Genomic DNA, 12772 nt, shown 5'->3' with positions numbered 1-12772 from the left:
GTGCCCGCGCCCCGCCGGTCAGTACGCGAGCCGGCTGCCGCCGTCGGGTGCGCTGTTGCTCGCCTCGACCAGAGCGTCCAGGACCGCCTCCACGTCCGGCAGCCAGGGCGCCGCGGAGCCGGGGGCCGGCGGGCGCTCCCAGCGCACCTGTCCCGTACCCGCCTCGGACGGCGGCAGCACGAGATAGCCGCCCTCGCCGTGGAACCGCAGGGAACTGGGCACCCAGTCCTTGGCGTGCAGCATCTCCCCGAGCCGTTCCAGGGTGTACGGGGCCACCAGCAGCGACCACCGGGTCGGCGTCGCCACCACGGGGCCCAGGCGCATCCCCATGCGGTCGAGTGCGGTCAGCGCTCTCGCGCCGGCCACGGCGGGCAGACTCACCGCACAGGGCGCACGGCCGCCGGTGGCCAGCAGGAGCGGGGCCGCCGGGCGGTTGGCCCACCACCAGCGCACCATGCGTTCGTCGGTGGTGGCCGCCAGGAGACCGGGATCGAAGGGGTGAGCGCCGGGTACGGCGCACTCGGGGTCGGGGCAGGCGCAGCCGCGGCCGCGGTCACCACGCGGGCCGGCCGGCGCCAGCCCGGCCCCGGGGAGCACGGGCCACTTCCAGGCGGTGGCGCAGGTCAGCGCCGCGTCGAGCTGAGCGGGGCCCCCCTTGCGCCGGAGCCGGAGCCTGCGTCGCCTTCCGAGGATCTCGCGCATGAGCGCTCGTTCCTTTCCGTTGAACGCCGAGGTCCACAGCACACCACGTGCGGGTCACACCACGTGTGCGTCTCTTCGCTGTGCGTACACACTCATCAGTTCTGCGGTACGGGCAAGCCCTCGATACCGAGCGTGAGCCGAGCCGAGCGGAGTGGAGCCGATCTGAGTGGAGCCGGGCAGAGTCGAGCTGAGCTGAGTCGAACCGACCCGGCGGAGCCGAACGGACGGCGCCGGATCGGGAGTGGGCCGGTGGCCGGCCACATCATGGCGAGGGTGGCACGCGCCCCGCGCTTGCCGTCCCTGGTGCAAACCCCGCCACTCGGGGGCGGAGGTGTAACCGTCACGGATAAGGACGTCCGGGCCCGCTGCCAGGTTCCGGGGCTGATCACAACTGCCCCTGCTCATCACCGATTAGGTACCCAGCACGCCCGGAATGACGCTCCCTCCGGCACTTCACCCCGAGGGCACCCCCTGTCGAGCACGACCAGTCGACCGCAATTTGCTTCCATAGGGTGCATTTTTTGGCCAAGTTAAGAGGGCCCCGGACACCACGAATCCTCCGGGGGCAATGCTGGACATCAGCTTACTTGTGCGTGTACATGTGGATGCATTGATAGCGGCGCAGAATGACATGGGGGTTTGCGATGCTATTCGACGAATCGCACCGGCCAGAAAGCTGGCTGCCATGAGCTCCCTCCACCCGCCGAAAGTGGCTGGAATCGACCCCACAGTTCCGGTTTCAACGCACACTGCCGCACCTCTGGCAGAAGTACCGGCCGCCCCCGGAGCCTTCATCCAGGACCGGCTGGCGAGCTGGGTCTCGGACCTCACCACGCTCCACGAACTCACCGAGCGCCTGGCCGGAACGAACACGCTCGACGAAGCCCTCCACGAGCTGCTGTGCGCCGGAGCCGCCCTGGTCGGCGCCCGCCGCGGACTCCTCGTCCTGGAACCCCCGGACGGCTCCGTACCCTCCACCACCATCGGCCTCGGACTCGCCCACGCCGAACTCGGGCACATCGAGACCGTGCCGCGCGGCGCCACCTCCTACGGCCGGATCCTCGACGGGCTCCCGGACGCCCAGGGCCCGCTGACCAACCCCGACCTGCTCGGCGACACGAGCCTCGACCCCCGCCAGCGCGAGGTCGCCGCCCGGCTCGGCTACGCCGCCAGCTACGCGCTGCCGCTCGCCACCGAGGCGGCCGGACGTCTCGGCGCGGCCGTCTGGCTGTACGACGAGCCCGCCGAACCCCTGGAGCGCCAGCGCCACCTCGTCGGCCTGTACGTCCGGTACGCCACCGAGCACCTGGCCCGGCTGCTCGAACTGGAACGGGCCAGAGCGGCGGTGGCGACCGTCGCCGAGGAACTGCTGCCCACCCGGCTGCCCCGGATCCCCGGTGTCCGGCTGGCCGCCCGCCGCCGGACCGCGGTCAGGGGCGGCGGCGACTGGTTCGACGCGCTGCCGCTGCCGGACAGCGCGCTCGGCCTCGCCGTCGGGTCGGCCGGTGGATCGGGACCGGGCGCCATGGCCGCCATGGGCCGGCTCCGGGCCAGTCTGCGGGCGTACGCCGTGATGGAGGGCGAGGACCCCGTCGCCGTACTCTCCGATCTCGAACTGCTGCTCCGGCTGACCGAACCGGCCAGGACCGCGACCGCGCTCTTCGCCTACTGCGAGCCCGCCGCCCGCAGGATCGTGCTGGCCGGAGCCGGACACGCGCCGCCGCTGGTCATCGGCGACCGCCGCACCGAGTTCGTGGAGACCACGCTGTCCGCGCCCCTGGGCATGCTCGCCTGCTGGGAGGCGCCGAGCGTGGAATTCACCCCCGGCCCCGGTGAGACCGTGCTGTTCTACACGGACGGGCTGCTGCGCCGCACCGGCGACACGATGGACCGGGCCTTCGCCCGGCTGCACTCCGCGGCAGCCGGAGTGTCCTCGGCCGACCGCGACGATCCCGGTGCCGTCGCCGACCACATCCTGCGGACGATGCTGCCCGACGGCCTCGACCCGAAGGACAGCACCGAGGACGTGGTGGTGCTGGCCGCGCGCTTCGACTGACGTACGCCCACCGCGTACGCACGTGTGCGAGGCCCGCGCCCAGCACCGGCGCCCGCGTCCGTGCCTGCCTCCGTGTTCCGTGCGCCCGCGTGCGTCCCCGTGCTTCGCCCGGCGCCGGACATGTAACAGGTCATTCGCCCCTGGGCCCCCTTACGCACACCCGTACGATGGAGACGGTCCAGTGTCGTATCAAGGAGAGACAAATCGTGTCTGAGGAGCTCACCCCGGAGAACCCGGAACCGGAGACCGAAGAAGCAGAGCCGATCAAGCAGCGGAAGAACGGCCTGTACCCGGGCGTCTCCGACGAGCTTGCCGACAGCATGAAGTCGGGCTGGGCCGACACCGAGCTGCACGGTCTGGAGCCGATCGCCCAGGCCGCGCACACCGCCGCCCGCCGCGCCGCGCTCTCCGCGCGCTTCCCCGGCGAGCGCCTGGTCATTCCCGCGGGCAACCTCAGGACCCGCTCCAACGACACCGAGTACGCCTTCCGCGCCTCCACCGAGTACGCGTACCTCACCGGCGACCAGACGCACGACGGCGTGCTCGTCCTGGAGCCGAAGGACGGGACCGGGCACGACGCGACGGTCTACCTCCTGCCGCGCTCCAACCGCGAGAACGGCGAGTTCTGGCTCGACGGCCAGGGCGAGCTGTGGGTGGGCCGCCGACACTCCCTCGCCGAGGCCGAACAGCTGCTGGGCATCGGCGCCAAGGACGTCCGTGAGGTGGCCGCCGCGCTGACCGAGGCCACCGGCCCGGTCCGCAACGTCCGCGGCCACGACGCGGGCATCGAGGCCGCCCTGGCCGACAAGGTCACCGCGGAACGCGACGAGGAACTGCGCGTCTACCTCTCCGAGGCCCGCCTCGTGAAGGACGACTTCGAGATCTCCGAGCTCCAGAAGGCCTGCGACGCCACGGCGCGCGGCTTCGAGGACGTCGTCAGGATCCTCGACAAGGCCGAGGCGACCAGCGAGCGCTACATCGAGGGCACCTTCTTCCTGCGCGCCCGCATCGAGGGCAACGACATCGGCTACGGCTCGATCTGCGCGGCGGGCCCGCACGCCACCACGCTGCACTGGGTCCGCAACGACGGCGCCGTCCGCGCCGGTGAGCTGCTGCTCCTGGACGCCGGTGTGGAGACCCGTGACCTCTACACCGCCGATGTGACGCGGACCCTGCCGATCAACGGCACGTTCACGCCGCTCCAGCGCAAGATCTACGACGCCGTGTACGAGGCGCAGGAGGCGGGCATCGCGGCCGTCAGGCCCGGTGCCGGCTTCCGCGACTTCCACGACGCCGCACAGCGCGTACTCACCGAGAAGCTCGTCGAGTGGGGCCTGCTGGGCGACCTGTCCGTGGACAAGGTCCTGGAGCTGGGTCTCCAGCGCCGGTGGACCCTGCACGGCACCGGCCACATGCTCGGCATGGACGTCCACGACTGCGCCGCCGCGCGCACCGAGTCGTACGTCAACGGCACCCTGGAGCCGGGCGTCTGCCTGACAGTGGAGCCCGGACTGTACTTCCAGGCCGACGACCTGACGGTGCCCGAGGAGTACCGGGGCATCGGCGTCCGGATCGAGGACGACATCCTCGTCACCGAGGACGGCAACCGGAACCTCTCCGACAAGCTGCCGCGCCGGGCCGACGAGATCGAGGCGTGGATGGCCCAGCTGAAGGGCTGACCCCCGCCCCACCTCCCGGCAACGGAGGGCGCGCCGCTCAGGACACCATGAGCAGCGCGCCCTCCCGCCATTTGAGGACCTTGTCGAAGCTCACCACCGCGCCCCGCCCCGGACGGTTGCCGAAGTGGACGTGATCGGCGAGCTGCTCGATGAGACCCAGGCCCCGGCCGCTCTCGGCGGTGGGCAGGGGTTGTGCGGCAGGGCGAAGCACGCGCCGGGCGGGAAAGCCCGGCCCCGAGTCGGCGACTTCGATACGGCACTTCTCGCCGTCCAGATACGCCGTGACGCGGTACTGCCCGGAGTCCGTACGGGGCTGCCCGTACCCGGAATCCTCCCGGCCGCCGCCATGCTCGACGGCGTTCGCACAGGCTTCGCTGAGCGCGACCGACAGGTCGTAGGAGATGTCCGGATCCACCCCGGCCGTTTCCATGGTTCCGAGCAGAAAACGACGGGCGAGCGGAACGCTCGCAGCTTCGCGCCGCAAATGGAGTGACCACCAGATGCTCATGCTCCAGCCTCCTGGCTGCGGCTCGACATACCGATACGTATTGCCGCACAGGGCGCCCTGTAAGCACAGAACGACTGTGAGAGCCCTCATTCGGCGGATGCGAATATTCCGCTCAGCGGTGTATGCCCGGCCCCGCGACCGCCGCGCCGGCCCCCTCGGCATCCCCCGCGAACAGGTGCAACAGGCGCTCTTACGGACGGAAGCAGATCTTCCGGACCTGCCGTACACGGGCATGGGGCGCAGTGCGATGATGTCCCGGCCATGTCCACGCCTGTCGCACGTGCCGGAGCCGGTCTGCGGCTCATGAGGGCCGCGGTGTTCGCCGCGGTCTGCGTCGTGCTGTCCGCGGCGGGACATACGTTCGCGGCGGGTGCCGCCGTGCCGGTCTGGACCGTGCTCGCGGGCTTCCTCGGGATCCTCGCGGCCGCCGTGCTGCTCGCCGGGCGCGAACGGTCGCTGCCCTCGATCGCGGGTGCTCTGGCCGGCGGCCAGCTCGTCCTGCACACCCTCTTCGGGCTCGGCGGCCACACGGCGGCCGGCGCCACGACCGCGGGCACGAGCGGTGAGGGCAGCCTCGTCCGGTTCGCCGCCGGACTCGTGTGCGGCATGGGGCCCTCCCAGCTGAACGCCGCCGAGGCCCATCGCATCGTCACCACCGCGGGCATCGACCCGGCGACCGTCGCCCCGGGGCACGAGCACCTCGCGTCGGCCGGAGCGGCCGCCGCACCCGGCCCCGTCCCCGGCGGCGGACCGTACGCGCCGGTGCTGGACCTGCTGCCCAGCCTGCCCATGTTCCTCGGACACCTGCTGGCCGCACTCGCCACCGGCTGGCTGCTGCGGCGCGGCGAGGCCGCCCTCTTCCGGCTGGCCCGGCTCTCGGCGCACGGCGCCCAGCAGCTCGCCGCCGGAGCCCGGCTGCGCTCCCTGCGCGCCGCCCTGGCTCTCGTACGCGCCCTGAGCGCGGGTCTGCCCGGACAGCGCACGACCGGGCCGCTCACTCCCCGTACGGCCGACGACGCCCCGGCGCCCGCCTCCGGGGAACACCTGCAGCACCTGGTGACCAGGCGCGGGCCTCCCGCCGTGTACGCACTCGCAGCCTGACGCGACACCTTCTCCGTCTCACCGCCTTCCGCGCGGCCGGGGTGTCGTGATGCCGTCGCGCACCCGCGCGCCGGAACACCTTTCCTCGTTCTCCTGTGGAGTGATCCCTGCCATGAACGTTTCACGTATCGCCATCGCGGGCGGCGTCGCCGCGTCCACCGTCCTGCTGTTCGCCGGTCCGGCCGCCGCACACGTCGGCGTACAGCCGCAGGGCGAGGCCGCCAAGGGCGGTTACGCCACCATCAACTTCAAGGTGCCCAACGAGCGCGACGACGCCTCCACGGTCAAGGTCGAAGTGAGCTTCCCGGCCGACCACCCGCTGTCCTCGGTCACCCCGCAGGCCGTGCCCGGCTGGAAGATCAAGGTCGACAAGACCAAGCTGGACAAGCCGCTCGACGTCCACGGCAAGAAGATCAACGAGGCCGTCTCCAAGGTGACCTGGACCGCGGACGGCGGCAAGATCGAGCCGGGCTACTTCCAGCAGTTCCCGCTCTCGGTCGGCCAGCTCCCCGAGGACACCGACCAGCTCGTCTTCAAGGCCCTCCAGACGTACGACAACAAGGAAGTCGTCCGCTGGATCGAGGAGCCCAAGGAGGGCGCGGCCGAGCCCGAGAGCCCGGCCCCCGTCCTCAAGCTGACCGCGGCGGCGTCCGACGCCCACGGCGGTGCAGCGGCCGGCAAGGGATCCGACGAGCACAAGACGGACGACAGGACCGCGTCCTCCAAGGAAACCGCGGCGTCCGGGTCCGCCAGCGACAACACCGCCCGCACCCTGGGCATCATCGGCATCGTCATCGGTATCGCGGGGGTCGCCTTCGGCGTCCTCGCAGGCCGTCGCCGTACCGCCTGACCCGCCGGTTCCACCACCCGCACCACACTCAGGAAACAACTCTCCATGCGCAACAAGAAGATGGTGCCGGCCGTGGCGTTCGCCGCCGCGGCCGCACTGACCCTGTCCGCCTGCGGCAGCAGCGACGACTCGGCGAAGAAGCCCGTCGCCGACGTCAGCGCCGAGGCCAGGACCCAGGCCGCGACCGTGCTCGACCAGCCGTTCACCAAGCCGAACCTCGTACTCACCGACACCCGGGGCAAGGAGTACGACCTCCGCGAGGCGACCAAGGGCAAGCCGACACTCATCTACTTCGGCTACACCAAGTGCCCCGACGTCTGCCCGCTGACCATGAGCAACATCTCGCTCGCCAAGCGGGCGCTGCCCAAGGCCGACCAGGACAAGCTCCAGGTCGTCTTCGTCACCACCGACCCCGAGCGGGACACCCCGTCCTCCCTCGGCAAGTGGCTCGCGGCGCAGGACCCGTCCTTCACCGGGCTCACCGGCGACTTCCCGACCATCCAGGCGGGAGCACGGCAGATCGGCATCGGCATCGACGCGCCGAAGAAGGAGAAGGACGGCACCGTCGTCTCGATGCACGGCGCCCAGGTCATCGCCTTCTCCCCGAAGACCGACCAGGGTTACCTGCTCTACGGCGAGGACACCACGTCCGAGGACTACGCCAAGGACCTTCCCGAGATCCTCAAGGGGGAGACCCCGTGAACCGCCGCACGACCCTCGCCGGCGTTCTGGCCCTCACCACCGGGCTGACGCTGGCGGGGTGCTCCACGGACAGCGAACCCGAGCTGAAGGTCGTCGGAGCGTTCATGCCGCAGCCCGTCAGCGACATGGCCGCCGCCTTCCTCGTCGTGCAGAACAGCGGCGGCACGGCCGACCGGCTCACCTCGGTGACCAGCCCGCTCTCGGACGACGTCACGATCCACGAGACGAAGAACCAGAAGATGCGCATGGTCACGTCCTTCGAAGTCCCTGCGGACGGCGAGCTCGATCTTGAACGCGGTGGCAACCACATCATGTTCATGAAGCTCAAGCAGATGCCCAAGCAGGGCGAGAAGGTCTCCATGGAGCTGCACTTCGAGAAGGCCGGCCCCATCAAGGTCGACCTTCCCGTGAAGGAGACCACCCACAACCCGAAGAAGCAGTGAGGGACCGACACACATGACCGCCACCGCCCCGCGCTTCGGGCCATCCCCGATACGACGGCCGCTCGCCCGGGCCGCGCTCCTCACCACGCTGATCAGCCTGCTGTTCGGTCTGGTGCTGGCCGGCGCGAGCCCCGCTTCCGCGCACGCGGCCCTCACCGGGAGCAACCCGCAGGACGGGGCGGTGGTGGACACGGCCCCCGGGGAGGTCACGCTCACCTTCTCCGAATCGATCGCCATGGGCGACGACTCGATCCGCGTCCTCGACCCCACGGGCAAGCGCGCCGACGACGGTGCTCCGCGCGACATGAACAGTCCCGGCACCGTGCAGTACGGCGTCAAGCTCCACTCCGGTCTGCCCGACGGCACCTACACCGTGGCCTGGCAGGCCGTGTCCGCCGACAGCCACCCCGTCTCCGGCGCCTTCACCTTCTCCATCGGCGCCCCCTCCGAGACCACGGTCGCGCTGCCCTCCACCAGTGCGGGCGGCGGCCTCGTCGGCACGCTCTACAGCATCGCGCGCTACGCGGCGTACGCCGGATTCGTCCTGCTCGTCGGCGGTGCCACGTTCGTGCTCGCCTGCTGGCGGCGCGGCGCGGCCGCCCGCCCGCTGCAACGCCTCGTCGTCCGGGGCTGGATCACCCTCACCGCCGCCACCCTGGTCATGCTGCTGCTCCGCAGCCCGTACACCGGCAGCGGAAAGCTCGCCGACGCCTTCGACCTCGACGGGCTGCAGGCCGTCCTCGACACCAAACCCGGTGCCGCGCTCGTCGCCCGGCTGCTCCTGCTCGGCGCCGGTGCCCTGTTCATCGCCGTCCTGTTCGGGACGTACGCGAAGCGCGAGGACGAGAAGGAGAAGAGGGACCTCACCTTCGGACTCGCCATCGGGGGCGCGGTCATCGCCGCGGGCATCGCCGGTACGTGGGCGCTCTCCGAGCACGCGTCGACCGGTATCCAGGCGGATCTCGCCATGCCGATGGACATCCTGCACCTGCTGGCCGTCGCCGCCTGGCTCGGCGGGCTCGCCGCGCTCCTCGTCGCCCTGTACCGGACACCCGGCATCGAGCGCGCGGCGGTGCGGCGCTTCTCCCGGATCGCGTTCGGCAGCGTCCTCGTCCTCACCGCCACCGGCATCTACCAGTCCTGGCGCCAGGTCGGCTCCTGGTCGGCGCTGACCGGCACCCGGTACGGGCAGCTGCTGATCATCAAGGTGGGACTGCTCGCCGTGCTCATCGGCCTGGCCTGGATCTCCCGGCGGTGGACGGGTCGGCTGACGGACGGGGCACAGCCGGGTACGGAGGCCTCGGATGAGGGGGAGACCGGCGAGGCGCCGAAGAGCCCTGAAGAGGGTGAGGGTCCTGAGGACGGAACGGGCCCCGAGGACGGGACGGACCGCGGGGAGGGGGAGAGCGGCCAGGAGCCCGCGCCGGAGGTCGCACCCGAGCGCGCAGCGCAGCTCGCCCGGCAGCAGGCCGTCCTGACCGCCACGAAGAAGAAGCGGGTCCGCGACGCCGACCCCGAGCGCTCCGGGCTGCGCCGCTCGGTCCTGGCCGAGGCGGCCGTGGCCGTGGTGCTGCTCGCCGTGGCGACGGTCCTGACGTCCACCGAACCGGCACGCACCGAGGAGGAGGCCGCCCGCAGCGCCACGACGGCGACCGCTCCGGGTGCCGCCGGCCCCGTCAACCTGAGCATGCCCTTCGACACCGGCGGCCAGAACGGCAAGGGGACCGTCCGGATCGACATCGACCCCGGTGGCACCGGCGCCAACGAGCTGCACGTCTGGGTCGACGGCAGCGACGGGAAGCCGATGGACGTTCCCGAGGTGAAGCTCGCCCTCACCCTGGAGTCCAAGGACATCGGCCCGCTGCCGGTCGTCCCCGACCGGCTCGCCGAGGGGCACTGGACGGCGAGCGATGTCCGGATCCCCATCGCGGGCGACTGGAAGATCGCGGTGACGGTGCGTACGTCGGACATCGACCAGGCCACCATCGACAAGAACGCAAAGATCGGCTGAGCACGGTGAGCAAGAGCACGAAGAGTGTGACGGGCGCGAGGAACGCGAAGGGCTCGAACGGCTCGAACGGCACCTCGGCGACCGCCGGAGCGGCTGGGGGCGCGGGAGCGGCTGCCGGGGCCGAGACGGTGGCCGGGGCGGGCGCCGGCTCGCAGGACCGTACCGGCACGGATGGCGTCGGCTTCTCGCGGCGGCGGCTGCTCGGCAGTGCGGGGGCCGCCGGGGCCGCCGGCCTGGTGCTCGGCGCCGCTGGAGGCTCGGCCGGGTACGCCGCGTCCCGCCCCGACGAACCGGCCGCGCTGACGGCCATCGGAGCCACCGAGGCGATGTTTCACGGGAAACATCAACCGGGGATCACCACTCCGCTTCAGGCCCGGGGTCATCTGGTCGCCTTCGACCTGGTGCCTGGCGCGGGACGCAAGGAGGCCGCCGCCCTGATGCGCCGCTGGTCGGCCGTGGCGCGGGAGCTCATGGCGGGGCGCCCGTCCACCGCCGGCGGCACGGACGGGCCCGGCCATGACACCGGCATCGCCCTGGACGCCGGGCCCTCCTCGCTGACCGTCACCTTCGGATTCGGCCGGACCTTCTTCGACCGCACCGGCCTGACCGGCCGCCGGCCCGCCGGGCTCGACCCGCTGCCCCCGTTCTCCTCGGACCAGCTCGACGCCAGGCGTTCCAACGGCGACCTGTGGGTCCAGATCGGCGCCGACGACGCGCTGGTCGCCTTCCACGCCCTGCGCGCCATCCAGAAGGAGGCCATGGGGGCGGCCGGGGTGCGCTGGCAGATGAACGGCTTCAATCGCACGCCCGGCGCCACCGGGCGTCCGATGACCGCGCGCAATCTGATGGGCCAGATCGACGGCACCGGCAATCCGAAGCCGGCCGACGAGGACTTCGACACCCGGATCTTCGTACCGTCCCCGTCAAGGGCTTCGGGGGCCTCGGGGGCTCCGGACGCCTCGCAGGACTGGCTGGCCGGTGGCTCCTATGCCGTCGTACGGCGCATCAGGATGCTGCTGGACGACTGGGAGAAGCTCCCGGTGGACCGGCAGGAGCAGGTCATAGGACGGCGCAAGTCGGACGGGGCCCCGCTCAGTGGCGGCACCGAGACCACCCCGATGGACCTGGACAAGGCCGGTCCCGACGGCAGACTCGTGATCCCCGACAACGCCCACGCCCGGATCTCCTCCCCCGAGAAGAACGGTGGCGCGGCCATGCTGCGGCGCCCCTTCTCGTACCACGACGGCATCTCGGCGGACGGCACCCCGGACGCCGGGCTGCTGTTCGTCTGCTGGCAGGCGGATCCGTTCCGGGGCTTCGTCCCGGTGCAGCGCAAACTCGACCGGGGCGACGCGCTCTCGCCGTTCCTCCGGCACGAGGCGAGCGGCCTCTACGCCGTACCGGGAGGCGCCGCGAAGGGTGAGTACGTGGGTCAGCGGCTGCTGGAGTCCTGAGGCTCCGGGCGCTGGAATCCGAGGCTCCGGCGGCCGGGGAGGCTGCGGCGCCGGGCGCCGGGCGCCGGGTCCCGCAGTTCCGGGTGCGGGCCGGATCGCATTCCGAGACGGCCCGGCACCGGGCGTACGGCGCATTAGGGTGACCGTATGTCAGCCACGCGCTACGCCTATCTCGGCCCCGAAGGCACCTTCACCGAGGTCGCCCTCCGCACGCTCCCGGAAGCCGCCACCCGGGAGCTCGTCCCGATGGTCTCCGTACCGGCCGCCCTGGACGCCGTACGCAGCGGTGAGGCGGCGGCAGCGCTCGTACCGATCGAGAACTCCGTCGAGGGCGGCATCACCGCGACGCTCGACGAGCTGACCTCCGGCGAACCGCTGATGATCTACCGCGAAGTGCTGCTCTCCATCACCTTCGCGCTGCTGGTGCGCCCCGGGACCAAGCTGTCCGACATCAAGACGGTCACCGCGCACCCGGCCGCCCAGCCGCAGGTGCGCAACTGGATGGCGGCCCATCTCCCGCAGGCGGTATGGGAATCGGCCGCCTCCAACGCGGACGGGGCGCGGCTGGTCCAGGAAGGGCGTTACGACGCCGCCTTCGCGGGTGAGTTCGCCGCGGCGACCTACGGCCTGGAACCCCTCGTGACGGAGATCCACGACGCGGAGAACGCCCAGACGCGCTTCGTCCTGGTGGGACGGCCGGCCAGGCCCTCGGCCCCGACCGGCGCGGACAAGACGTCCGTGGTGATCTGGCTGGGCGACGACCGCCCCGGTGCGCTGCTCGAACTCCTCCAGGAGTTCGCCGTCCGCGGGGTCAACCTGATGCTCATCCAGTCGCGTCCGACCGGAGAGGGCATCGGGAACTACTGCTTCGCCGTGGACGCCGAGGGACACATCGCGGACCGGCGGGTCGGCGAGGCGCTGATGGGGCTGAAGCGGATCTGTCCGAACGTGCGGTTCCTCGGCTCGTACCCGCGGGCCGGAGTGACGCCCGACGAGGTGCCGCCGCTGCGGGCGGGAACCTCGGACCGGGAGTTCACGGACGCCTCCGACTGGCTGGCGCGCAGCCAGGACGGCCGGGTCTGACCCCGTCCGCCGTACGGGATCGCCGGGGCGAGGGCCGCGCGGAGCGTTCCGCTCCGGTCCGACCTGCCGATTTTCATTCACCCACAGAGTTATCCACAGGGTGGTGGCTCGGCCTGGGGACAAGTCGACACCGCAATGCGACATGGTCGACAAATCGCCCAGCGATCCCGGATGCACCCAGGG

11 protein-coding genes are annotated in these 12772 nt (G+C 71.6%); 9 read left to right on the top strand and 2 right to left on the bottom strand.

Annotation, left to right across the window (positions count from 1 at the left end):
- Positions 1-18: 18 nt before the first annotated feature.
- Complete coding sequence (locus ACIGJO_RS11135) at positions 19-702, bottom strand: bifunctional DNA primase/polymerase (RefSeq protein WP_399955367.1); 684 nt, start codon at positions 700-702, stop codon at positions 19-21.
- Between the two features lie 568 nt (positions 703-1270).
- Here ACIGJO_RS11135 and ACIGJO_RS11130 point away from each other — a divergent pair.
- On the top strand, positions 1271-2758 hold the full coding sequence (locus ACIGJO_RS11130; protein ID WP_399955364.1) for a PP2C family protein-serine/threonine phosphatase: 1488 nt from the start codon (positions 1271-1273) through the stop codon (positions 2756-2758).
- A 206-nt stretch (positions 2759-2964) separates the two neighbouring features.
- Positions 2965-4437 (top strand): aminopeptidase P family protein, encoded by a 1473-nt coding sequence (locus tag ACIGJO_RS11125; RefSeq protein WP_399955361.1) that lies wholly within the window; start codon positions 2965-2967, stop codon positions 4435-4437.
- Positions 4438-4474: 37 nt separating this feature from the next.
- Here the strand turns inward: ACIGJO_RS11125 and ACIGJO_RS11120 are convergent, their stop codons facing one another.
- On the bottom strand, positions 4475-4945 hold the full coding sequence (locus ACIGJO_RS11120; RefSeq protein ID WP_266922106.1) for an ATP-binding protein: 471 nt from the start codon (positions 4943-4945) through the stop codon (positions 4475-4477).
- A 261-nt stretch (positions 4946-5206) separates the two neighbouring features.
- Between ACIGJO_RS11120 and ACIGJO_RS11115 the strand changes: the two genes are divergently transcribed.
- The 7 genes from ACIGJO_RS11115 to pheA all read left to right on the top strand — a co-directional run bounded on the left by ACIGJO_RS11115 (position 5207) and on the right by pheA (position 12589).
- Positions 5207-6046 (top strand): hypothetical protein, encoded by an 840-nt coding sequence (locus ACIGJO_RS11115; RefSeq protein WP_399955357.1) that lies wholly within the window; start codon positions 5207-5209, stop codon positions 6044-6046.
- Positions 6047-6158: 112 nt separating this feature from the next.
- Positions 6159-6896 carry a YcnI family protein gene (locus tag ACIGJO_RS11110; protein ID WP_399955354.1) on the top strand — a complete coding sequence of 246 codons (738 nt, stop codon included), beginning with the start codon at positions 6159-6161 and terminating at the stop codon, positions 6894-6896.
- 45 nt (positions 6897-6941) lie between these two features.
- Positions 6942-7598, top strand: coding sequence for an SCO family protein (locus ACIGJO_RS11105; protein WP_399955351.1), 657 nt, complete (start codon positions 6942-6944; stop codon positions 7596-7598).
- Positions 7595-8041: a copper chaperone PCu(A)C gene (locus tag ACIGJO_RS11100; protein WP_399955349.1), complete on the top strand. Its 447-nt coding sequence runs from the start codon at positions 7595-7597 to the stop codon at positions 8039-8041. The genes ACIGJO_RS11105 and ACIGJO_RS11100 overlap by 4 nt, the downstream gene beginning before the upstream one ends.
- Positions 8042-8054: 13 nt before the next feature.
- A complete protein-coding gene (locus tag ACIGJO_RS11095) occupies positions 8055-10052 on the top strand; it encodes a copper resistance protein CopC (RefSeq protein WP_399955346.1) in 1998 nt (665 codons plus the stop codon).
- Positions 10053-10180: 128 nt separating this feature from the next.
- Entirely contained in the window at positions 10181-11506 is a 1326-nt protein-coding gene (efeB, locus tag ACIGJO_RS11090; protein ID WP_399955694.1) for an iron uptake transporter deferrochelatase/peroxidase subunit, read from the top strand.
- Positions 11507-11653: 147 nt separating this feature from the next.
- On the top strand, positions 11654-12589 hold the full coding sequence (pheA, locus tag ACIGJO_RS11085; RefSeq protein ID WP_399955343.1) for a prephenate dehydratase: 936 nt from the start codon (positions 11654-11656) through the stop codon (positions 12587-12589).
- The last annotated feature ends 183 nt before the right edge of the window (positions 12590-12772 follow it).

This window comes from Streptomyces sp. NPDC079020 (genome assembly GCF_044542225.1).
GTDB lineage: Bacteria > Actinomycetota > Actinomycetes > Streptomycetales > Streptomycetaceae > Streptomyces.
Note: the sequence above shows the minus strand (reverse complement) of the source record. Positions and strands in the feature narration are given on the sequence as shown.